Below are 23,922 nucleotides of genomic sequence, written 5' to 3'. Positions count from 1 at the left end.
TGAACGCAGCACTAAATCAGCCGAGACCATGATTCAGATTACCATGATACATATCATGCTTAAGAAATTAGATAAATGAAATCAAAACAGCCTCTTAGCCTTTCAACTTTTAGATGCTACAGTTTCCTTAGCTCAGGAGCTCCGGATTCACGCTTTGTTCGCGTCCTGTTAGTTCCATCCGCTGCCCAGTGCCCGGTACAAGTTCACCATGGCATTAATTTGCTGCATTTTGGTCTCCACAAGCTCAAATTTGGATTCCAGTGCCTCCCGCTGGGTCAACAGTACTTCCACGTAGTCGGCCCTTGCCGAGGTGAAGAGGTCCTTCGATATAGCAACGGACTGGTTCAGCGCCAGTACCTCCTTCGCTTTCAGACCATAGCGCTGTTCCAGGTTGTTGATCTTCGATAGCTGATTGGCCACCTCGGAGTATGCGTTCAGAAGAGCGCGCTCATAGTTGTATACGGCCTGTCTATGCCTGGCATTCGCACTGTAATAGGCTACCTTTATCGCGTTCCTGTTTAAAGGGGGCTACCAGGTATCCGGCGAGCGAATACAGCACCGACTCGGGCTTTAGCAAAAACTGGGGTTAAAAGCCTGATAACCGACGCAGGCGGTAATGCCCAGGGAGGGGTAAAACCGTGCCCAGGCCACCTTATAAACACTGGCAAGCAATAATCTAAATATTTTGTTTAAACACCGGCTAGCCCTGGCTATGCGGCTTTCAGCGCCAGGAGGAGATGCTGTCGTTTGATAGTGAGACAACTTAAGAAGTTTCTGCTGCACAGGCATACGGGCGGCAAGGGCAAATCAGGAGGCGGCTAAGAGAACATATAGAAACAGGAAGGGGATAGCCCCTTCCTGCTAAAAGTTCTTCAAATACCTGGTTGTTTTACCCACTAGCGCAGCGCGGGAAGCTTTTGATCCGGCGCACCCTCTTCAGGAAGAGGCCTGCTCCTCCCTTTACTGTTTCACTGAATAAGCATACATGCCGTTCTCGCCCTTATCGGCCCACTTAAACATGTCCGGTACGCCACCACCAAAGTACAGGGAGTTTCCTTCTACCCACAGCCAGGAGATGATAGGGGCAGGCGCCTTGGTGCTCATCAGTTGTTTGCCGTCAGCGGTATGATAAGCCTGCAAGGTGCCATCCAGGGAGCCGACAAAGTAAACGTCGTTAGCCAGGTAGCCCGGAACAATGGCGGCTGGCTGGGCGTGGTTAATAACCCATTCGTGTGAGCCGGTGGCAGCGTTCAGTGCTTTCACAGAGAGGGGGTACTTGCCCGGTGGCTGGTGGTGGTGATAACTGTTGTTGGCCCAGCCCAGCACCCTGCCCTGGCCAATAGAGGCTTCCCCGTGCATACCGCCGTCAACTCCACCGTATCCGAAAGAGGTACTCCAGATCTTTTGCCCTGTGGTGGCGTCAAACACATGGTAAAAGCCGCTCTTCTGGGCGCCCCCCACCAGCTTGCGGTCCTGGCCATCCACGTTCGCCACAAACAGCTGGGCCCCTCCGCCGAAGTCATAGTCCGGTCCTTCCGGGTCAGCCGGGGTCCACACGTCGTGCTGGGTTACCTGGTTTGCCCATTTTATCTCTCCTGTTTTTGCGTCTACTGCTATAATGGCGTCAGAGAGTTCTGTTGCTTCGCCTGTATAGTTGTTGCCCGTGGTGAAAAAAAGCGTGTTCTGGTCCGGGTCCAGTGCAAAGGAAGTCCACATGGGTACACCGGTATGGGGCGGCGTAACCAGTACTCTTTCCCAGGCAAGCGCACCGGTGTTGGCGTTGAGCGCCACTACTTTCCCCTGGAAGTCAGGTACAAAGCCTTTTTTTATGGTTGTAAGGGGTTCCTCTACTGACTGTACACCAATGTATACCAGGCCATCATGGTACAACAGCGTACTGAGGTTACCTGCCTCCTGATCATCGGTGAACCTGGTTTTCCAGAGCACATCGCCAGTGGCAGGGTTTATTGCAAAGGCAGTTCCTTCTACGCTGGCCTCAAAGAGCTTCCCGTCGCCTAAAGTGCCCGTACCGGCGAAGCCGTGCCAGGGCCACATTTTTTTGGGCTGCTCGATGTCCTTCTTCCAGATCAACTGCCCGTTGCGGTCCACTTTGTATACGGTGCCGCCCCAGTCGCCGAAGTAGATGCCTGTGTCATCTACCAGGGGCGCGTGGCTGACAGGGGTGGGCGTAGCATATTTCCAGTCCATCTTCAGGTTGCTGACATTGGTGCTGTTGATGGTTGACTTTAAGGTGGCATGCTGGTTCCAAAGCGTTTCCTCCACCAGCGGGTTGCGGTTGATTGGCGCCGCCGCCGGGGCCTCTGCCGCCGCTACAACCGCTACCGCTTCCGTTTCAGTTGTCTCTGCCTCTGTGGGGGCAGAAGTATTGCAGGAGGTAAGCAGCGCTGCACCGAGTACCAAAGGGGCGGCAAGGCGCCGGAAGAGAGTATGGGTAAATGTCTTCATATAACTTGTTAAATTTTGGTGAGATAGCTTTTGGGAAGATTTTGTAAACCAGCTGCTTAGGCAGCTCCCCTTAACTACCCTTTAAAGGCGTTTGTGGTTGCAAGGCAACTGGTAAAAGGGGAAGACGCCAAAAGAACAGCCCCCGGCTGTTGATGCGTCCCTTCTTTGCCTGCTGTGGGCGAAGCGTTTCTGCCGTTCGGGAATGCTATAACAAAACCTTTTCTGCTGCAGTAGACAAAAAAGGATTATAAAATAAGCTATGGAAATAAAACACAACACATTGAAGGTAGCCCTGGAGAAGGCGCAGGGGGCCGCTTATGAGGCGGCCCTGAAACTCATGCAGCACATGGATAACCATGTCTCGGTGGAGGTGGACGACTACATCGTGCACGTGGTAAGCGAGAAGGCCGAAGGCACTTACCAGCTGGCTGACGGGGGGCTGCAGTGGCACGTGCCCGAGCCAGGCTATAACACGCACATGGAGATCGTGGTGCAGGACAAGCACGACAACCGCTTTATTCCAGGCCTGAACATACGGGCCCGGGTCCTGAAAGGCGGGCAGCTGGTAGAGGAAAGAGGTTTCCCTTTCTTCTGGCACCCTTTTCTCTACCACTACGGCAGCAACTTTCAGATCAACGAGTCCGGCGAGTACGATATCGAGGTGCATATCCCGGCCCCTGACTTTCCGCGCCACGACGAGGTGAAGGGCAAGCGCTATGCAAAGGACGTGACCGTGAAACTAGGGCCGCTCAAGCTTGAAAAAGGCAGAAAACCACACGGGCCAGAATAAGCAGAGCGTACAGCTTGCAACCAGCCCTCCCCTGGCAGAGGAATCCTCCTTTTTAACAAGGACTACATCTGGGAGTGGGTGTGCAGAGGCTGCCACAGAACTTGTACCGCAGCTAATCCTGTCCGTACCCATCATCCGCTACATCCTGCTTCAGACAAACCAGACGCTCGCGGGCCTTCGGACACCGTGAGCGTCTTTAATCTTTTTATTTTACGTACTGCTCCTGCTCGGTTTTGCGTAGCAAGCCCAGGCCATGAAGCGTTTGCAGCAGGCTGTCGATCTGCTGGAGGCGCTGGGGCTGCTGGGCTTTGCCGGTGGGCTTGAACTGGTGCAGCAGCTCCTGTGCGGTGGCAGGGCGCTCGTGCAGCTGCAGGGCGCGTTGCACTGCCTGTGCCTGCTCCGACAGCGTTTTTGGCCAGGCCAGCACTTCTTTGGCGGTGGCTTTGGCGGCTTTGGTTTTGGTGCTCAGGCCAATCTCTGTTTGCTGCGTGCCCTGCGGGTTCTGGTATTCTGGGCGGAGCCAGCGGATGTGGCCGCGTGCCTCTTCGGCAGCGCGTTCCTTGTTCAGGGCCACGAGACGCTCAAGTATTTCTTCTTCGGGCAGGTTAGCGGGCCAGCCATAGGCGGCGGCTACGGCGGCATCCAGCTCCTGGTGCAGCTGCAGCAGTATACTTACCAGCCCCTGCTCGTGGGTTTTCTGCTCTTTGGGTGTAAGCGCCTCGCCCGACCGCAGTTTCTCCAGTACGTTATATAGGTCGGTGATGGTGAGCGTGGGGTGCTGCGCCTGCCGCTGCTTGCGGTGCGCGTCCAGGGCCTCGGCTATACTTCGGATCTGCTCCTGCTGCGCTTCGGTGGCGGCAGGGAAGGGGAAGGGGTCGAAGCATTTAGAATTGTTGTAACGTGGAGTGTTGCCACCCAAATCACTACCAGCAGTAAGTGCCCATACTTGGTGTATGCTGGATGATAATACGCCTAAATTATAGTAATCATCACTAGCAATTACAATAACCTCGCTCTCGACCAAGTTATGTGTCTCTAGAAGTTGAAAGACCCTATGCTTAGCAGTTCTTGCTGTTGCAATAAAGCCACTTAATCCTTTAACAGCTTCTCGCATTTTCGGCTGATTCTCTCCGAAAAGCCACCACTTTAGTCTTCGGATTTCCCTTGGGTTATGATCTCTTTCAGGCTTTACATGTAAATAAACATGCTGATATACTTCAGGATACTTAGATAATACTTCCTTTTCATCAAGACCAAATAGGTCTATCACATATTTTTCTTTGACTCCCTGAGCTAAATCTCTACTCGTTAAGTATGGGCGAATAATCTTAAAGTACTCATTGCTTATACTTTGTAGTTTAGCTGCAGATGAAGGGTCTAAGACAAACCCTAAGCCATGAAGTTTTACACCCATATTACTCATGCCAACATTAGACTTTAATGAAGTTGCTTTGAAAACTTCTGCACCAATTGATAGATTGGCATGAACTTTACCCTCCTTTTCAATAAAAGTAACGTGGGCTTCTAATCCATCTGTTTTACTTTTTGTAGCAGTATAAAGAATTCTTCCTCTGGTTTCACCCTTTTCAGCAACACTCATTGCTATCTCTACTGCGGCTCCATCTCCACTATCTACCCAAGGATGGTCAGGAATAGCAAGCGTAATTGAAAGTGGTGGAGTAGCTTGCATATGTGACTCTATCACTCGGCTGTTAAATGTCTGTTTTATACTATTGGTGGTGATGAAACCGAAACGTTCTGCCTTATCTGCACGAACAATTTCAGCTGCTTTGTGCCACCAGTACATCACGAAGTCAGCACTATCGGGTACAGCGCCTTTATAAGCTTTTCTCAATGCCTCTGTATAGCCATCTCCCAAAGCTTCACGCATTTTAGAAGTACCAATAAATGGCGGGTTGCCTACTATAAAATCGGCTTCGGGCCAGGTAGCGGGTTTAGGGTCGAGGTAATCGTATACGATGGTGCGGGCGGTTTCGTCGGGTACTTCCTGCCCGGTAACCGGGTGCGGTTTGGTGCTGTGGCCGTCCCAGCGGGTAACGGGCTGCTTGTTGCTGTCGAGGCGTGGGGTACGGTCGGAGTAGCTCAGCACCGCGTCCTGCTGCCGTATGTTGCCATACTCGCGCAGGATGGGGTTGCTCAGGCGGGTGGCCGAGCCGTGCGCCCGGAAGTGCCACTGCAGGTAGCCGATCCAGAGCACCACGTCGGCGATGGCCGCTGCCCGTGGGTTTACCTCCAGGCCCAGCAGCTGCGCCGGCGTTACGGTATAGCCGCCCGTCATGTCGAGGGTGCGCTGCCCCGGGAAGTGGTCGAGGTACTCGGTTACCTCGCCCTCCAGCCTTTTGAGATGCTCCAGGGTGACGTACAAAAAGTTGCCGCTGCCGCAGGCCGGGTCCAGCACGCGCACCGAGCACAAACGGCGGTGGAAGGCTTCAATTTCTTTACGAGCGCCGGCTTCGTCGCCGCTGTCTTCGAGTATGGCCGAGGCGGTACGGGCCGCTTCCCACTCTTCGCGCAGCGGCTCAATTACGGTTGGCATGACGAGGCGCTCCACGTAGGCGCGGGGCGTGTAGTGGGCACCCAGCTTGTGACGCTCGCGCGGCTGCAAAGCCCGCTCCAGCAGCGTACCGAAAATGGCAGGCTCCACGTCGGCCCAATCGGCCTCGGCGGCAAGTATAAGCAAGTCTAATTGGGCTTCGGTGATGGGCAGCGCCTCGGGTTCTTTAAACAAGTAGCCGTTAAACTGCGGGATAACCGTGCGCAGGGCCGGGTCAAATCCGCCTTTGTCCATACTCTGCCAGAGCGCCTGCAGTGCGTGCGGGAAGTAAGCGATGTTGTGGCGGTAGTCCTGCAGCAGCTTGGTAAAGGAGCTGTCGGGCAGCAGCTGCACGTCTTCGGCAAACATGGTAAAGAGGCAGCGCATCAGGAAACCCGACACCTGCTCCGGCGTGTGCCCTGCCGCCTCCAAAGAGGTCGCCAGCTTTGCCAGCCGCTCGGCCAGCGCCCTGGTAACACGGGCTGCACGTCGGCTTGGGTCCAGCTCCAAAGGGTCGGTAAAGAGCAAACGCAGGCGCTCGCGCACCTCTTCTTTGTTAAGTTCCTCTAAGGTAATTCTGTAGTTCTGCGGATCCGGAAACGGCACATAGGTCTTTCCCTGCCGCGCAAAATCCGCATACAGATCAATGCAGTAGCCCACATCCACCACCGCCAGGAAGGGTGGCCAGCCTTCGGTGGTCGGCAAGGAGCGGGCGTAGCGCAGGGCCTGTTCCTTGGCCTTTTTCATCTCGCGCTCCCAGGTGCGGGTGTCACGAGTGGCCGTGCCGGTCTTGGTCTTTGCCCGTTCCGCGCCCAATAGTTCGGCCTCACTTATACTTGCCTTGTCGGAGCCCTGCTTGGCCTCCAGCACAAAGCAGTCTTTCTTATAGAGGTCGATGAAGTTGGTGCTGGTCTTGCCTTCGCCGTCGTCAAACACCACCGGCCGCTCAAAAGTATAAGTCGCCTCGTGCACCTTATCGGTGGCTGGCTGTGGCTTCTCCACGCCCAGCAGCTCGCACAGCTCGGTTAAAAACAGCTGGTAGTTAGCACGTTCCGAAGCGCCGGAGGCTTTCCAGCGGGTGATGAAGTGAGTGACGGCAGGGGTTGGTGACAGGCTCATGTAAGGATGCTGTTTGCTTTCTGAGGGCGGATATGGTTTTACAAGTGCAGTTTAGGAAATTTAGGTGAGAAAATATAGAGCAAAGGCTATTTAATGCAGGGCAGCAAGTACCTTGTCTCTGCTTATGCCGCGGCCACATCACGCACAAGCAAAGGCCCGCCAAAGAGGAAGAATACTATAGGAGGGAAATGTGGTTGACGTGTAAAGAGGCTGCCCCGGTGTAAATTAAATCACAGCAAAAGCGTAATTTCTTGCTGGTGTCGATTCTTCTGCCTACCTTATCCGTGTAATTCAATATACTCATATTATCATTCTAATCCCTTAACCTACTTTTTTAAACCCACTTTACATGAAGACAATGAAAATTGCACTAGGCTTCCTGGGCCTGGCCTTGTTCGCTACGTCCTGTGAGAACGAGATGGAAGAGATGGACACCCGCTTAACAACTAGTGCCGTTACCCAGCATGCGGTAGTGTCTCCTCAGGATGGCAGGCTGAACACCCGTGTAACCCTTAAAAACCTATCGGACGTTAAGCTGATAAGTGAGAACCTGCGCGGCTATTTTGTCATCAACAATGCCGTGGAGGCGACGGACTGCGGGCCTACTGAGTTTATAAGTGTGCAAAACAAGTATATCGGTCAGCTTGGGAGGGAACTTGTTCCAGTTTTTGGTGGACCGACTGCAAACTACCTGTTCAATTTGTACATGAACATTAACTTTGTGTCTGCTTATTTTGACAGATCACCTAACCAATACTTTGGCGAAAAAGGGGAGTACACCAATTTTGTGACCAAGCGCACCCGTGAGCTGGAGGGGTTCTGGAACATGCCAGGTCAAATACGTGTAAACGGCCAGCATAACGAAACACTGAACGACCGCAACAAGGTGGGTTACATTCTGTATAACTATTTTAGCGGTTTTGCATCAGAAAAAGAAGCATATGATTATGCTGATATACTGGTAGGGATTAATGCAACCATGGCAACCCTTCCAGAATCACCTTTCTTCGCTATAGACGGGTTTGCCACCAGCGGCAACCTGATCGTCATTGGGGATGGCTTGGTAGGAATGATGACTGAGGCTGGCGTAGAGCAGGACATTGTCTGGACGGGTATTCTGGCCCATGAGTGGGCACATCAGATTCAGTTCGATAACACAGCGGCTTGGTACCCAGCGGGTGCTGCAGATAATGCGCCGGAGGCTACGCGCTACACAGAGCTGGAAGCGGATTTTATGGCTGCCTATTACATGACGCACAAGCGCGGTGCCACCTATAACTGGAAGCGGGTAGAGCAGTTCTTCAACCTGTTCTTCCAGATCGGAGACTGCAGCTTTGGAAGTGCTGGCCACCACGGCACACCAGCACAGCGCCTGGCAGCAGCCCAGCTAGGCTACGAAACAGCAAACCAGGCCCAGAAGCAAGGCCACATCCTGTCTCCGCAGCAACTGCACGAGTTGTTTGTAGCCAGCATAAACAACCTGCTATAGCCTGAGAGCATACTTGCAACATCAGAAGAGCCGTTCCACTACAGTAGAACGGCTCTTTTAATGTTAAGTGGCTGTACTATTAAGTACTACCTGCGTGCTGTATCTAAAGCGATGCTTGCCATACCCGGCACCTGCAGGAAAGCGCTGGGCCCACTGCCTCACAGCGTGCACTGCTCCTGCGAGTGCCTGGTTTCATGCAGGCTTAGGCGTCGGGGAAGGCCTTTTTTGTTGCTCCTGTTGTTGTAACTGACTGGTATTTAACCTTTAATGGCCTGATTCGTTAAATTGATTAGAAGAGATATAATTTTGTTTTGACGAAGTAAGACTATGGAGGACACTATGGGAGAATTAGTATTAGGACTCGGCATCTTCGGCCTGGCACTAGGGCTGATAGGGCTGATATTATATATATGGAGTATTGTTTGGGCCTACAAAGACGCAGAGCGCAGAGGCAAGCCAGGCTGGCTGATCGCACTGGTGGTCGCTTTTGTGGCCTGGCCGATCGGGCTGCTGCTGTGGCTGATCATCAGGCCGGATGACCGCAGGTCGTATCATCATTAACGGAATCAGTAACTATATAGGTTAATGTGGAGCCTGTCTGTGCTTGTAGAGCATAGGCAGGTTTTCTATTTGGGGAGCAGCGCAAACCGCAAACGCAGCACAAGGGCTGGAAGCCTGTGAATAAGTGGAAATAAAAAAAGGCAGCGACAAAGCCGCTGCCCTCTCTGGAAAGAAAGCACTAAGATTAGTTGCCGCCGGCGCGGTTCAGTTCGTCCAGGTTCACGTTACGCTTCTTCGATTCGAAAGCAGAACCTTTGCTGAAGCGGTAGCGCAGGTTAAAGCGCACGCCACGGTCCCCGCGGTACTGTTTAATGGCATTGATGTTCCCGTTCAGGTTGGTATCCAGGTCCAGCACGCGGCTTTTGAAAATATCAGTCACGTTCAGGGTCATGGCCAGTCTGTCGTTCATGAAGCTGCGTTTTAAGCCGCCATCTACCCACCACTGCTGTTTGATGCTGTACATGCCATACACGGCTGGTCCCTGGTAGCCTCCGTTTACCTCCAGTCGGAATCCCTTTGGCAGCATGATGTTGTGGGTAGTCTGTCCGATCACGGTGAACTGGTCGTTCACCACCAACTCCTCGTTGGCCAGGGCCGTGTACTCCTGGTACATAGCGGTTATGTTGTTGCTGATCTCCCATTTGTTAGAGAGGCGCACAGGCGCTACCAGGGTAGCAGTGGCACTCTTCAGGTCTTTCACGTTCTGCTGCTGAAACACGGTGGTGTTATCCTCCGGGTTCTGCTCTGGCACCTCTGCAATAAAGTCTTTGGTCATGGCGTAGCCCAGTACCAGGTTATAGGTCTGCTTCAGGGTTTGCGTTACCTCAAAGGAGTTGATGTATTGTGGCTTCAGGTAAGGGTTGCCCTGGGCCCAGGTATAAGGGTCTAGGTAAAAGATAAAAGGATTCAGCATCTGGTAGTTTGGCCGGTTGATGCGGCGGCTGTACTTATACCCTATCTGGTAATTGTCGCTTATTTTCTGCCGCAGGAAGATGCTCGGGAACAGGTCCAGGTAGCTGCGGTCGGTGGTCTGGTTCTTTGTGAGTGAGCGGCCTCTAGACTCGGTCTGCTCTGCCCGCAAGCCGCCCTGCACTGTCCAGTGCTGGCCTAGCTTAGCCGACACGTTAGCATAGGCGGCATAAATGTCTTCTTTGTAGATGAAGTGGTTGCTGCGGTTAGGGTCCGGCACCTGTCTGCCGTCCGATGTTTCAAAAAAGCGCAGCTCGTTGTCTGACTTCACGTGGCTGGCCTTGGCCCCCAGCTCCAGCTTGGTTGTTTTACCCAGTTGTTTGGCAAAGTCTACCTTGGCGGAGTAAATATCATACCCGGTCGGGTTCTCACTTATCAGCAGTTCCTGCACCGCTGCCCTGCTGTCAGCCAGTCGGAGGTAGGAGTTCCGGAACTCAGACGCATTCTCACTCTGGATATGCACGTAGTCCAGGTCAGCGGAAAGGGTCGTGCCAGCCGTATCGAGCTTGCCCAGGTAGTGCAGGTTAAAGGTGCCGTTGCGGTAACTGCTTTCGGCTACGTTTGCGGCATCAATGTACAGATCATCCGCCGCATTCGGGTTACGAAGGTAAGAGGCGGTGCTAAAGATATTGTCGCTCTCGTTAAAGGTAAGGTAGCTCATCACCCCGATGCTGTGCCGGTCGTTGATCTCATAATCTGTCCCCAGACGCAGGGATGGCTGCAGACGCTCTTCTTCCTCGTAGCCTGTCTGGTCGAACTTGCTCTTGCTGCCGTCTTCGTTCGAGAACACACGGTGCATCTCCATGTCGCGGTAGCGCATGCGGCTTGCCAGGTCCAGGCTGCCGAAAGAGTTCCACTTGCCGTTCTTCAGGCTAAGGTCTGCGCCGGAAGTGTAGGTGCTCAGGTTGTTGTACTGGTAGCCGGCGTACACGCTTCCGTTCATGCCGCTGTCCTGTGGCTTTTTCAGGTTGATGTTGATGATGCCGGAGGCTCCTTCTGCATCAAACTTGGAGGAAGGGTTGGTAATGATCTCCAGGTCTTTCAGGTTTTCGGCGGTCATGCCCTGCAACAGGTTCTGCAGGTCTTTGCCCGACAAAAAGGAGCGCTTGCCGTTGATCATGACCTGCACGCCGGTCTTGCCATTCAGCTGGATGTTGCCATCCTGGTCTACCCACACGCCGGGTGACTTGGTCAGTACCTCATAGGCGGTACTGCCGCTGGCCAGGGCGGTGCCTTCCACGCTGACCACCATCTTATCCGGGTGTGTGGTAACAGTCGGGCGCATGGTTTCTATCTGTACCTCGGCCAGTGCTTTGACGTCTGCCTTTACCACCAAGGTACCGAAGTCTTTGGAAAAGGCCGGGCCTGATACCTCAAAAGGAGCTGTCTGTGTTTCTACATAACCCAGAGCGCTTACTTGCAGCAGGTACTTGCCTTTGGCGGGCGTCTGGATCAGGAACTTTCCGTCCATGTCGGCGATGGCACCTGTTACGACCTTCGCGGTGGCGGCATCCAGTACGGCAACGTTGGCAAAGCCGACAGCCTGCGCGTTCTCGTCGAGCAGGACACCGGTGAGTTTGCCCGTGTTTTGGGCGAAAGAAAGGCTACTGCAGAAGAGCAGCAGCAGGGAGAGTAAGAATAAATTTTTTTTCATGGTTTTATTTTGCTTAGTGCTTGTAGTGTGTGATTCTATGCTATAAAAGTATGCTATAGTACTTTGTAATGCAAGGTACTGTTTGGTTTCCGGAAGGACTTTTAGACGAACGCCTGATTTTTATCTTCTAACACCTGCTGTAAAAAGAGAAGGAGGGAGCCGGTGCTGCTACCAGGGTGGGGCAGCGTCTATAAGATGCCACAAAGGGGTAAAGGGTTGCTTGGGCACTTAGAAAAAACAGGCCGGGGCACAAAAAAAGAGCACACCGGCCGGCGCGCTCTTTTTACTGTTGCTATGGAAATACTTAGTTCTGGTATACTTCTTCGGTGCTGCCGCACTTCAGCATTTGCTCCCCGAAGTAAGGGTTACGGATCTCCTCGTTAGAGCTCAGCCAGTAAGCGCCTTTGTTGTTCAGTGCCATCGGGCAACGCTGGTAGTACAGTGTCTGATCAGCCGCGTTAAAGGCTTTCGTCAGGGCGAAGGTAGCCTCAGAGAGTGGCTCCAGGCTCTCACGCTGGGCGGCAATTTCTTCGGCGGCCGCAATGGCTTCGGCAGTTTCTATCACTTTCGCGGTTTTTTCCTCGGCATAGGCTTTGGCATCGGCCTCCAGGTTTGCGACCGGCATGGCACGGGCAATCTCCAGCACATTGCTGGCAGCTGCTTTGGCGGCTGTCGCGTCAGAAGCCACCAGGGCTTCTTTCAGGTTCAGGTAAGCATCCACCAGCTGCGAGATCTGGTTTTGCACGGGCTCTGCGACAGAAGAGAAGTCAGGTGTTTCGACCACCACTGTCGTAGCTTCTGCCTCGGCGGGCATTTCCATGTCCATGTTCTCACCTACGGCTGTCTCTGCTGTTTCAGCGTTCTCAGAGCAGGCAGAGAAGGTAAAGGCTGCTAGTACGGCTGCTGTAAAAAGGGTCTTTTTCATGGTTGATAATTTAAGATAATTGATTGATTGATTTTTGAATAATGTTTGAAACAGGTTGTGGGCGGAAAACGGATCAGCATGCTTCTGTAAACAGTCATTTGCCCATACAAATCTTGCTAATGGTTATGCCCGGCCATCGGGTCGCTTCCTTTCTTAAGCACAAACTCGCTGTAGAGCAGGTAAGCGCCCGAAGTTACTACTTTATCATTTTCATTAATGCCGCTCAGGATAGCCACCCTGTCAGCGCTTTCCTCGCCGATCCGTACCATGCGGGCCTGAAAGGTATTGTCGCCCGTTTGCACCCACACGTGGCTGCCGTTCTGGTCGCGGATAACAGCATCGGTTGGCACGGCCAACACAGCACCGTTTTTACCCGCTAAGCTTACATTGGCCTGCATGCCCGGCAGGTACTTGTTGTCGGGGTTCGGCATCTCAGCGCGAAGGGTCGCTACCTGGCTTCCCGGCCGCAGTTCCGGGCTGATAAAGGTGACCTCTGCCGGAAGGGGCTCTTCTGCAAAGCCCTGCACGGCTACCTGCACCACGTCTCCGGGCTGTACGCCTGCTACCTCCTGGGGGTACAGTTCCGCTTCTACCCAGATCTTATCCAGTTTGCCCAGTCGGTACAGGATGGCTCCCTCGGTTACATATTGTCCTTCTGCTGCTGCTACATCGGTGATCACCCCGGAGGAGGGGGCCACAAAGGTAACCCGCGCATCCAGATCTCCTGTCCGGGCCAGGCTGCGGATCTGCGCCTCGGTGAGGCCGTAGAGCAGCAATTTGTTTTTAGCGGCCTCCAGGAAAGAGGCAAAGCGGGGGTTCTCGTCGCCTAGTTCCTGGTATTGCTTCAGGGCCAGCAGGTACTCGCGCTGCAGCGTCAGTAACTCCTCGGAATAAATTTCATACAGGGGCTGGCCTTTGCGCACGCTCTCGCCCGTTTCCTTGATGTACATGCGCTCCAGGCGGCCCTGGGCCCGACTGCTGATCACGTCTGTCTGCGTCTCGTCCAGCACCAGCTTGCCTGTCAGGATCGTGTTGCTCCCCACATCCCCTAGCCCCACCGGTTGCACCTTAATGTTGCCCAGTGCGATCTGGCTCTCGCTCAGCATCAACTCGCCGGTATCTTTCCCGGACTGCGATACAGGCACCAGGTCCATCCCACAGATGGGGCAGTCCCCGGGCTCGTGCTGCACGATTTGCGGGTGCATGGGGCAGGTGTAGGTGATGGCATCAGCCACAGCGCCTTCCTCCTCGTGCTCATGCCCTTGCTCGGTACAGGCACTGACGGTGGAAAGAGCCAGGAGCAGGAAAAATATATTCAGGTATCGTTTCATGTCTTTCTAATTTTGAAGAATCGGGTTCCGGACGACTGAAAGGGTCACTTTCAAAATCCACGTTCTACGTTCACTTACTTACTCCGCTACTTTCACAAAGCTTTCGCTGTCTACCAGGAACTGGGCGTTGGCCGCGATCTGGTCAGTTTGCGCCAGTCCTTCCACTACCTGCACCAGCTCTCCCTGTATTGTACCAACGGTAACCGCCACAGGCCTGAAAGCACCGCCCTCTTTCTTGAAAGCAACGGCTTTTGTGCCGATGTCCAGCACCGCCTCGCGGGGTACCCACAAGGCAGGAGGGGTGGTGTAAGTGGCGGCGCCCTCTACCAGCTGTCCCACCCGGGCTACCTTTTGCTCGCCGGGCAAGTACACCCTTACCTTGGCAAAGTTCTCGCCAGCCTCATAAAATGGCTGCAGAAAATCTACCTGTGCTTCCAGTTTCTCGCCGGGTAGCTGTGGGAAGGTAACCTGTACCGGGGCGCCTTTCGCAATGGAAGCGACTTCGCCGGCAGGTATGTTAAACTCTGCCCACAGCTGCTCCGGGTTCACGACCCGCAACAGCGGCTGTCCGGTGCTCACATACATGCCCTCGCGGAGCTGGATAGACTCCCCCGGGGCAGGAGCTGCGGTGGAGCGGTCGGCCATGTTACCGGTCGTGCCCCCGCCCATGCCATTCATCCCACCCGCTGCATTATTCGGCGAGGTGATGCTTGTCTGGCTAGGCCTTGCGACGGGGGCTGTGGTATTCAGCCCGATTGCATAACCATTATAAGGACTGTAGATCGCGAAGGTATAGCTGGCCTCGCCTGTACGGATAAGCTGGCTGATCTGGGCTTCGGTAGCCCCCAACAGGCGCAGCTTCTGCTTGGCCCCTGCTATCAGTGCCTCGTCCTCCGGGGCGGACTGTACCAGGTACAGCAGTTCGTTTTGGGCTGTCACCAATTCCGGGCTATAAATCTCCATCAGCTTTTGCCCTTTGCTGACAGGCTGGTAGTTATAGTCCACGTACAGCTTCTCGATCCGCCCCCCGACGCGGGTAGGAACAGTATACACCCTGCGGTCGTCGTAGGTGATGATGCCCTCCATCTCTACTGCCACCGGCAGGGCCTTTTCTTCGGGCTTAACCGTGTTGATGTTGGAGACGATTGTCTGGTTGGTAGGCTGCAGCAGGAAAGCCAGGTCATCCGTGATCTCGATGGCTTCTCCCTCTGCCGACATCGGCACCAGGTCCATCCCGCAGATAGGGCAGTCCCCTGGTTCGTCCTGCACGATCTGCGGGTGCATAGGGCAGGTATAGGTTGTCTCCTCGGCATGGTCGTGCGCTTGCTCGCTCTGGCAAGCTACTGCCGTAAACAGCGCGAGCAACAGGAAGAGTATGTTCAGGTATCGTTTCATGTCTTTCTAAATTTGAATGCGTCGCTGCTTGACGCTATGCCTTGTGATCCTATCAGGAGAAGTCCACCGGAAAAGGAGATTCGACCCATAGCCGCAATCCCAGATTCCCAATTTCTAGATCCTGAATTTTCTGATCCCACTATCGCTCCAGCTCTTTTTCGTAAGCCACGGCCAACAGGTACAGCTCCTGCAGGTTGTCGAGGTACTCCATAGAGGCCATGTTCAGGGCTTCCCAAGCGTCGATCACTTCGGGTAGCTCGGCGCTGTTCTGCTCATAAGCCAGCATGGTCACGTCGTAGTTTTTCTTCAGGGCCGGGATGATCTTTGTCCGGTAATTCTCTACCTGCTCGCGCTTGGCGTTCAGTTCCAGCGCCATGTTGCGCACCATGCCCTGGGCCTCGTTCAGGATGTTTTCCCGCTCCCGCTGCATCGCCTCGATTTCGAGGTTCATGGCCTTCACGTTGGCTTTGTACATCTTCGACGACCAGGGCGCGATCGGTATCGTTACCATGCCCATGGCGGTGAACTGGTCCGGCATCATGTTGTTGCGGGGCGTCATGTGGTCGAAGCGCAGCCGGAAGTCGGGTTTGCGCTCCAGCCTTTCCTGCTCCACGCCCAGGCGCATGCTTTCGATGGTTCTGTCGAGCTGCAGAATATCACTCCGGGTCTCGGTCAGGTAAGCGGTATCGGCAGCTAAGACTACAGCCTCCGGAATGCTAATGAGGGTGTCAATGCGGAAGGTTTGCTCCTTCGGCAGGTTCATCAGCGTGTTGAGCGCCACGTTTTTCTGGATGATCTCGTTGCGCGTCATCAGCTGCATGTTTTCCACCTCGTGCAAACGGGCCTCGGCCTTGTAGATGCTGCCCAGCTTCCCCTGGCTATAAGGGTAGCGGATGCGGGCCAGCTTGAGCATGTACTCCATGATCCGTTCGCTGTCCTGCAGCACGTCCAGCTTTTTCTCCAGCACGACCCAGTTATAGTAGGCCGTTTTGGCCTCTGCGCGCAGTTCGTTGAACGTAGCTTCTGCTTTGGCTAGCTCGATGGCTGCCCGGGAGTCGTAGTAGGCCTGCTTGGCGCGTTGCTTGGCCGGGTTTGGGATGGCCTGCTCGGCCGAAAGCATGTAAGACCCTTCTTTCTCGTCGCGCTCCACGTTCTGACCTGGATAAGGCAGCATGAATACGCCTGCCCCTACCATGGGGGCCATCCAGCCTGTTGCGCCCTCGGCATAAGCTTCCTGTGCCTTCGCCAGCAGGTCGTACTGCTGCAGCATGGGGTTGTTGCTGCGGATGGTTTGCAGCACGCTGTCCAGGGCTACCGGCTGTTGCGGAGCCTGTGCCTGTGAGGCGGTTACATTGAACAACATCAACAGCAGGCCCGCAGCGAAAGCAAAGCATCCCCCAGCCCCCTTTAAGGGGAGGCTTTGTAGTCTGTATTTCTTAATGCTTAACATCGTAAATCTCTAGTTTTCCGTGTTTCTTCAGTTCGTACTCTTTCGTCATCTCGAACACCACTGGGGTTACCAGCAGGATGTGGATGGACGAGGTAAACACACCCCCAATCATCGGTAGCACGATCGGCAGCATCACATCCGTGCCAACACCCGTGGCCCAAAGCACCGGGATCAGGCCAAACAGGGCCACAGACACGGTCATGATCTTCGGACGCAGGCGCTTGGCAGCTCCCATGAACACATAGTCGCGGATGTCCTGCTTGGTGATGGTCTCGTGGGAGTTGCCTTTGGTGTCCACCAGCTCTTTCATGGCCTCGTTCAGGTACACCACCATCACCATGGCGGTTTCGATGGCCAGACCGAAGAGGGCAATAAAGCCCACGGCCACCGCCACCGAGAGATCCACCCCGTAGAAGTACACAATGAATACGCCGCCCACCAGGGCAAACGGAATGGTGATCAGGTTCAGCAAGGCCTCTTTCAGGGACTTGAAAGAGAAGTAGAGGATCAGGAAGATGATAATCAGTACCAGCGGAATAATGATCTGCAACGTTTGGGTAGCCCGTACCTGGTTTTCCCACTGGCCGCTCCACTCCAGGTAATACCCTTCCGGCAGTACCCCTGTCATCTCTGCATTGATCTTCTCCATCGCCTCTTCCACGGTGCTGCCCAGGTCGCGCTCGCGCACGTTGAAAAGCACTGCCCCACGCAGCTGCGCGTTTTCCGAGTTGATCATCGGAGGGCCATCCGTAAAATGAATTTCAGCCACCGAGGATAAAGGAATGGTGCCCGCTGCCCCTGTCTGGATCGGGATGCGCTGGATGCGCTCTACGCTGTTGCGGTACTCCTGCGCCAGGCGCACGTTGATGGAAAAGCGCTCCCGCCCCTCGATGGTATTGCCAATGGTGGCACCGCCCAGGGCAGACTCGATTGTCATGTTCACATCGTCCACGGTGAGTCCGTAGCGGCCCAGGGCCTCGCGGTTAATGTCGATCTCCAGGTACTTGCCACCTGTAATGGGCTCCACATACAGGTCCTTCACCCCCGGTACTGCCTCCAGTGCCGACTTCACTTTCTCCGACACGGCGTAAATAGAGTCCAAGTCCTGCCCGTATACTTTCACACCCACGTCGGTACGAATACCGGTGGCCAGCATGTTGATGCGGTTGATGATGGGCTGTGTCCAGCCGTTCACCACGCCCGGGATCTGCAATTTCGCATCCAGCTCCTGGATGATGTCCTCCTTGGTGATGCCCTCGCGCCACTCAGAACGGGGCTTCAGCATCACAATGGTTTCGATCATGCTGATAGGGGAGTTATCCGTAGCCGTGCTGGCACGACCCGCCTTGCCCAATACCTCATCCACCTCCGGCACGGACTTGATGATCTTATCCTGTACCTGCAGGATGCGCTTGGCCTCGGCGTTCGACACATCGGGCAGCGTGACAGGCATGAACAAAATAGAGCCCTCGTCCAGGGGCGGCATAAATTGGGTACCCAGACTCATCAGCATCGGAATCGCCACGACCAGGGCCAGGATGTTGATGCCAATGGTTGTTTTGCGCCACTTCAGGCACCACTTCAGCACGGGGCCGTACACCCGCTCCATGCCCCGGTTAATGGGGTTGGCGCTGTCGTCCTTGAACTTACCCTTCAGAAAGAAGGAGATGAGTACGGGCGTGAGGGTGATCGCCACGATGGCGTCCACGATCAAAATGAAGGTCTTTGTCCAGGCCAGCGGACTAAAAAGCTTGCCTTCCTGGCCTGTGAGCAGGAACACCGGCAGAAAGGAGGTGATCACGATGACCGTACTCCAGAACACGCTCGGGCCTACCTGCTTGGAAGCTCTTTCTATGATGTTGAGTCTTGTTTCTTTGTCTAATTTCATGATTATTCAAGCTTGAATAATTGCATTTTGAATGAAGAAGGTTACTTGGTGGCTGTCTGGTGCCAGTCAGGACGTCCTCTCATTCAATCATTCATGGTTGCATTAAGCGGTCGGTGAACTGTTCCTTAGCTGTTTGTTTCCTCTTCTATCCACTTCTTGCCCCTGGTCGCATCCGCCAGGTGCCGGTAGGAGTTCTCCACCATCACGATGGCGTCATCCACGATCACACCCACGGACAGGGCGATACCGGTCAGCGACATGATGTTAGAGGAGATATCAAAGGCATTGAGCAGGATAAAGCCGATGGACACGGAGAGTGGCAGCTGGATGATGATCACCAGGGCGCTGCGCCAGTGGAAGAGGAAAAGGAACACGACCACGGAGGCCACGATCATCTCTTCGATCAGCGTGTTTCTCACAGACTCGATACTCTCCTTTATCAGGCCGCTACGGTCGTAGACGATGTTGAAGTCCACGCCCTCGGGCAAGCCCTTGGAGACTTCGGCCATCTTCTCTTTTACATTGGCGATCACCTCTTCGGCGTTCTCCCCATAGCGCATCACCACAATGCCGCCCACGGCCTCGCCTTCGCCATTCAGGTCGAAGATACCGAGGCGGCTCTCGCCGGTCATCTGCACCGTCGCCACGTCCCGCACCCGTACCGGAATGGTGTTGTTGGTGGTAACGGCGATGTTTTCGATCTCCTCGGCAGACTTTAAATAACCGGTGGTCTTGATGATATAGCCGATGTCGGAGCGTTCAAACTTGCGGCCGCCGGCCTCGTTGTTATTCGCACGCACAGCTTCTATCACCTGCGGCACCGTGATGTTATAATAGGTGAGTTTGTTCGGGTCTACGGTCACCTGGTACTGCTTCTGGAAGCCCCCGAAAGAGGCTACCTCGCTTACGCCATCCACGTTTTGCAGTGCGAATTTCACGTACCAGTCCTGAATGGCGCGCTGTTCGCCCAGGTCCATGCCCGGAGCATCCAGGGTATACCACAGCACGTGGCCTACGCCAGTGCCGTCTGGCCCCAGGGTAGGGGTAGCGCCCTCCGGCAGCATATTGCCAATGGAGTTCAGGCGCTCCAGCACGCGGGAACGGGCCCAGTACACGTCGGTGTCGTCCTCGAAGATGACATAGATAAAGCTCATGCCGAACATGGAACTGCCGCGCACATACTTCACCTCGGGCAGACCCTGCAGGTTGGTGACCAGGGGATAGGTGACCTGGTCTTCCACTAACTGCGGGCTGCGGCCCATCCACTCGGTAAACACGATCACCTGGTTCTCGGACAGGTCGGGGAGGGCGTCTATTTTATTTGTTTGCACCGAATAAAGCCCCCAGCCAAAGAGAATGGCGGAAACAAGCAGGACGAATACACGGTTGCGTAGCGAAAAGGATATTAACTTCTCGATCATGGAAATGATAGTCTATAACATTACAGAATGATGGGAGCCACAGGGGATGTGGCTGCAGGAGGGGTGCCGAAACAGTAGCAGCATGGCAAGCCGAAGCTGGTAGCAAAATATAGCCACAGCGAGTCAGCGCGCCGGCAGGGCACCGGGTTCTGTAATTTATAGCAGGAAAGACTGCACCAGCACGGGAATATCGCGCGCCAGCGGAGGAGAGGTATAGAGGGCGTAGGTAGGGCTTTTAGCGGTTTCAGGCGCTAAAAGCTGTAGGATAACGACTTTAACAGTAGCCAGAAACTTGAGGTCCTGCAGCTTTTGCAGGGATATAGCTTTGGAATCAGCCGCGACGTCGTGCCGCTCCACAACCACCTCATGGTTCTCGCAGCAAGGACCATCCTTCGTTGACTTATCTTCCTGGGAAGCATGGCAGGGCGGGAGCTCCTGATGCTCTTTTGGCATCATCGGGCAATCAGCCTCCGCACCGAAGAAGGTGACATCGCGCAACTCACCACCACATATATGCATGCCCACAGCCATACCCGTCGAGGAGACGAGCACCAGCAGCGTGAGGGTAAGCAATATGATCTGGCGGTATAGTTTCATGTTTTTATTTCTGCTTGCAATACAAAGGTACAGCTTTCGGCAGTAAGCACTTTACAAAATTAACGAAAATATTTACATCTTTCTTGCATTTTATAGAAAAAGGAAAGCACAGTTCTTTTTAGGGAATGTAAAGAAAGAAATAAATTGTACTTTATTTAAGCAGAACTAACAAACATCTTTTAAGACCCTTGGCAGGCTCTTTGCTGAAAAATTTGCATCTTGTAGCAAGAAGGATAGAAGTTTACATTATGGTGTTGTCTCTTGTAAAGCGTGAGGGTAAATTCAGGTTAATTGTTAGCCTACTTTCGATCTTTTTAGCTTTAGCGGTCAAAGCAGAGGGTAACCGTAGTCTCGGATATCCTTACATTCAAAATTATACTAAACTAATATATCAGGCAGGAAACCAGAACTGGTCCGTTACCCGCGGCGCAGATGGCGTGATGTATTACGGCAATTCAAACGGATTGCTGGCTTTTGACGGAAACAGCTGGCAGTTGTACCCCATGCCCCATAAGGAGATCGTGCGAGCCGTGGCAGCTGATGGAAAAGGGCGTGTTTATGTTGGTGGTTTTGGGGAGATGGGCTATTGGAGCTACGGCAAAGATGGGCTTTTCCGGTATACCTCCTTGGTGAACCTGGTGCCGGAGCAGTACCGGCCTAAAGATGAGATATGGAAGATTTACACCGAGAAAGATAAAGTATACTTCCAGTCGTTTGGCAGCATTTTTATCTATCAAAACGGGAAGATTAGGGTGGTAAGAGCGGAACAACCCTACCTGTTCCTGTTTAGAGCCGGCGAACGGTACTTTGCCGAAGTGCTTTCAAAAGGCCTCTACGAACTGAAAAACGACAGCTTGCATTTTCTAAAGAATAGCCAGAAGTTGGGACGGTCGGGGGTGCTGTCGGTGCTTCCTTTCTCAGAGGGGCGCTATTTGGTTGGCACGGCCAAAGAAGGCGTTTTTTTATACGATGGAAATGACTTTGTGCCGTGGGAGAACGAGGCAAACGGCTATTTGAAAGCCTTTCAGCTCAACAATGGAGCCAGGATCAACAAGAACTACTACGCTTTTGGCACCATCCTGAATGGCGTGGTAATTCTGGACAAGTCTGGGAAACTGGTGCACAAGCTAAACAAAAGCAGCGGCCTGCAGAACAACACTGTCCTCAACCTGTACACCGACACTACACAGAACCTTTGGGTAGGCCTGGATAATGGTATTGACCGGGTGGAGGTAAATTCTCCGCTTTATTTCTACTTCGATAAGGCAGGTACCTTTGGCACGGTATACAGCAGCATCGTGCACGGCGGCAAGATCTACCTGGGTACTAACCAAGGCCTTTTTTATAGCGACTGGAACCCGGGCAAAAGCAATGCAGCACAGAACCTGAACTTCCGGATGATCGAGCACTCCCAAGGCCAAGTGTGGGAGTTGGCTGTGCTTGATGGAGAATTGCTTTGTGGGCATAATGAAGGAACTTTCAGGGTAGAGGGAAGTGAGTTAGTGAAGGTGTCGGACATAAAAGGCGGATGGACCATAAAGAAACTACGGACAGATCCCTCGGTGTTGATACAGGGCACTTATACCGGACTGGCGGTTTACCGGAAAGACAGGTCCGGGCACTGGGCTTTTGCACATAAGGTGGAAGGCTTTTCTGAGCCAAGCCGCAATGTAGAGCAGGATCATACGGGAAACATCTGGGTGAGCCATGCTTATAAAGGTCTCTTCAAATTATCCCTGAGCCAGGACGTAAGGAAGGTCGTTGCTGCTAAAAGCTTTGATGCGAGTGATGGTTTACCCGGGGACCACAAGGTAAACATATCCCAGCTTTTTAACCGTCTGTTGTTCTCCTCCGACTCAGGCTTTTACCTCTATGATGAGTTAAGCAGCAGGTTTTCTCCCTATACCGAGCTGAATAGTAAGCTAGGCGATCTGGCGGCATCCAACCGCATCATTCCTGCTTCCGGTAAAAAGCATTGGTTTATTAACCATGGTAAAGTTGCTTTGGTGGACTTCGAAAAACCGCAGGCACCCCGGATCAACACGAATCAGTTCAGTATCCTTGATGGACGCATGGTGCAGGAGTACGAGAGCATTAGTAAAATCAGCGACTCTATTTACCTGATCAGCATAGATGATGGCTTTGTCGTGTACAATACGGAGCTAAAGCCACAAATGGGCCTGGTGTTGCCACCAGTTCTGATACGGGAGGTAGCAGACATAACCGAGAGGCCTGAGCTCTTAAGCGGGACAGGGCAGCAGGAGGGGTTGGAGCTTCCATTCGAGCATAACAACATCCGTTTTACCTACGCACTGCCTTATTATAAGCAGGCAAGCGTGCAGTTTCAGTACTTTTTGGAGGGCTATTCTAAAGGTTGGTCTGCTTGGGGCGCTGCCACACAAAAGGAGTTCACGAACCTTAGCCAGGGAGAATATGGCTTTAAGGTGCGTGCCCGCATCAACGGGGAGACCATAACAGAGGCTACCCTGTATCAGTTTACTGTTTTACCGCCATGGTATGCTACCTGGTGGGCGTTCGCAGGCTATGCTGTCCTTGGCCTGGGCTTGCTGTGGGTAGGCCGCCTCCTCTATAATAAGAAGTTGCAGCGCGACCACCAGCGGATAGAGGAGCAGATGGAGAAAGAAAAGCAGGAGCAGTTGCGGCAGGAAGCGATGCTGCACGAGCAGAAGCTGGTGAAGCTGCGGAACGAGCAGCTTAAGTCGGAGCTGTCGAGCAAGAGCCGGGAACTGGCTAGTACTGCTCTGAACATCGTTAATAAGAACGAGATGCTTCAGAATATAAGCCATGAACTGAACAAACTGCAGGATGCGGAGGGAAACCGCCTGCCCGAGAAGCAGCTTAAAAAAATACAAAAAATCATAACAGAGGGGATGAGTTCGCAAAACGACTGGGAGCTCTTTGAGAAGAGCTTCAACGAGACCAATGCGAACTACTTTAAAAAGCTGAAAGAAGGCTATCCGGAGCTTACCCCGAACGACCTGAAGCTTTGTGCCTACCTGCGGATGAACATGTGCAGCAAAGAAATCGCCTCCCTGCTCAACATCACCGTGCGAGGGGTGGAACTGCGTCGCTACCGACTCCGGAAGAAGCTCAATATGGAGCACGACAAGAACCTGGTGGAGTTTGTGATGGAGATATAACACCACATCAACACCACATCATTACCTCTCATGCCGCCTGAGATAGAGCCTCTGGCGGCATTTTCTATTACATCAGCTTATCTCCCCCACTTGCTCAACGTATAAGGAGTATTTACTCACCAGTCCTGTATCTAAAGCGAATCATCTGTGTA

Annotated in this window: 14 protein-coding genes and 1 pseudogene; 4 read left to right on the top strand and 11 right to left on the bottom strand. The window is 53.6% G+C overall.

Annotated elements, in window-relative coordinates; all coding sequences use genetic code 11:
* Positions 1 to 168 precede the first annotated feature (168 nt).
* Both CHB92_RS17980 and CHB92_RS17975 read right to left on the bottom strand, forming a co-directional pair.
* A pseudogene (locus CHB92_RS17980) lies at positions 169 to 654 on the bottom strand (TolC family protein); the annotation flags it as partial.
* 306 nt (positions 655 to 960) lie between these two features.
* Positions 961 to 2,466 (bottom strand): outer membrane protein assembly factor BamB family protein, encoded by a 1,506-nt coding sequence (locus CHB92_RS17975; protein WP_089320615.1) that lies wholly within the window; start codon positions 2,464 to 2,466, stop codon positions 961 to 963.
* A 259-nt stretch (positions 2,467 to 2,725) separates the two neighbouring features.
* Between CHB92_RS17975 and CHB92_RS17970 the strand changes: the two genes are divergently transcribed.
* Positions 2,726 to 3,256 (top strand): hypothetical protein, encoded by a 531-nt coding sequence (locus CHB92_RS17970; protein ID WP_089320614.1) that lies wholly within the window; start codon positions 2,726 to 2,728, stop codon positions 3,254 to 3,256.
* Between the two features lie 205 nt (positions 3,257 to 3,461).
* On the opposite strand, the gene CHB92_RS17960 is transcribed toward CHB92_RS17970, so the two are convergent.
* A complete protein-coding gene (locus tag CHB92_RS17960; protein WP_089320612.1) occupies positions 3,462 to 6,929 on the bottom strand; it encodes a class I SAM-dependent DNA methyltransferase in 3,468 nt (1,155 codons plus the stop codon).
* Positions 6,930 to 7,278: 349 nt separating this feature from the next.
* Here CHB92_RS17960 and CHB92_RS17955 point away from each other — a divergent pair, with 349 nt between their 5' ends.
* Positions 7,279 to 8,418 carry a M48 family metalloprotease gene (locus tag CHB92_RS17955; protein WP_089320611.1) on the top strand — a complete coding sequence of 380 codons (1,140 nt, stop codon included), beginning with the start codon at positions 7,279 to 7,281 and terminating at the stop codon, positions 8,416 to 8,418.
* A 327-nt stretch (positions 8,419 to 8,745) separates the two neighbouring features.
* Positions 8,746 to 8,979: a hypothetical protein gene (locus CHB92_RS17950; RefSeq protein WP_218824276.1), complete on the top strand. Its 234-nt coding sequence runs from the start codon at positions 8,746 to 8,748 to the stop codon at positions 8,977 to 8,979.
* 184 nt (positions 8,980 to 9,163) lie between these two features.
* Here the strand turns inward: CHB92_RS17950 and CHB92_RS17945 are convergent, their stop codons facing one another.
* The 8 genes from CHB92_RS17945 to CHB92_RS17905 all read right to left on the bottom strand — a co-directional run bounded on the left by CHB92_RS17945 (position 9,164) and on the right by CHB92_RS17905 (position 20,609).
* Positions 9,164 to 11,602 carry an outer membrane beta-barrel family protein gene (locus CHB92_RS17945; RefSeq protein WP_089320610.1) on the bottom strand — a complete coding sequence of 813 codons (2,439 nt, stop codon included), beginning with the start codon at positions 11,600 to 11,602 and terminating at the stop codon, positions 9,164 to 9,166.
* A gap of 304 nt (positions 11,603 to 11,906) precedes the next feature.
* Positions 11,907 to 12,527 (bottom strand): DUF3347 domain-containing protein, encoded by a 621-nt coding sequence (locus tag CHB92_RS17940; protein ID WP_089320609.1) that lies wholly within the window; start codon positions 12,525 to 12,527, stop codon positions 11,907 to 11,909.
* 116 nt (positions 12,528 to 12,643) lie between these two features.
* Entirely contained in the window at positions 12,644 to 13,858 is a 1,215-nt protein-coding gene (locus CHB92_RS17935) for an efflux RND transporter periplasmic adaptor subunit (protein ID WP_089320608.1), read from the bottom strand.
* Between the two features lie 78 nt (positions 13,859 to 13,936).
* Positions 13,937 to 15,253: an efflux RND transporter periplasmic adaptor subunit gene (locus CHB92_RS17930; protein WP_089320607.1), complete on the bottom strand. Its 1,317-nt coding sequence runs from the start codon at positions 15,251 to 15,253 to the stop codon at positions 13,937 to 13,939.
* A 139-nt stretch (positions 15,254 to 15,392) separates the two neighbouring features.
* Positions 15,393 to 16,703: a TolC family protein gene (locus tag CHB92_RS25540; RefSeq protein WP_106219155.1), complete on the bottom strand. Its 1,311-nt coding sequence runs from the start codon at positions 16,701 to 16,703 to the stop codon at positions 15,393 to 15,395.
* On the bottom strand, positions 16,690 to 18,591 hold the full coding sequence (locus tag CHB92_RS17915; protein WP_089320605.1) for an efflux RND transporter permease subunit: 1,902 nt from the start codon (positions 18,589 to 18,591) through the stop codon (positions 16,690 to 16,692). The genes CHB92_RS25540 and CHB92_RS17915 overlap by 14 nt, the downstream gene beginning before the upstream one ends.
* Positions 18,592 to 18,716: 125 nt before the next feature.
* Positions 18,717 to 20,012, bottom strand: coding sequence for an efflux RND transporter permease subunit (locus CHB92_RS17910; protein ID WP_089320604.1), 1,296 nt, complete (start codon positions 20,010 to 20,012; stop codon positions 18,717 to 18,719).
* A gap of 156 nt (positions 20,013 to 20,168) precedes the next feature.
* A complete protein-coding gene (locus tag CHB92_RS17905; RefSeq protein WP_089320603.1) occupies positions 20,169 to 20,609 on the bottom strand; it encodes an HYC_CC_PP family protein in 441 nt (146 codons plus the stop codon).
* A 248-nt stretch (positions 20,610 to 20,857) separates the two neighbouring features.
* Between CHB92_RS17905 and CHB92_RS17900 the strand changes: the two genes are divergently transcribed.
* The gene (locus tag CHB92_RS17900; protein WP_089320602.1) at positions 20,858 to 23,770 is read left to right on the top strand and encodes a triple tyrosine motif-containing protein; all 2,913 of its coding nucleotides are present in this window, start codon (positions 20,858 to 20,860) and stop codon (positions 23,768 to 23,770) included.
* The last annotated feature ends 152 nt before the right edge of the window (positions 23,771 to 23,922 follow it).

The sequence above is a fragment of the Pontibacter ummariensis genome (assembly GCF_900188175.1).
GTDB classification, from domain to species: domain Bacteria; phylum Bacteroidota; class Bacteroidia; order Cytophagales; family Hymenobacteraceae; genus Pontibacter; species Pontibacter ummariensis.
Note: the sequence above shows the minus strand (reverse complement) of the source record. Positions and strands in the feature narration are given on the sequence as shown.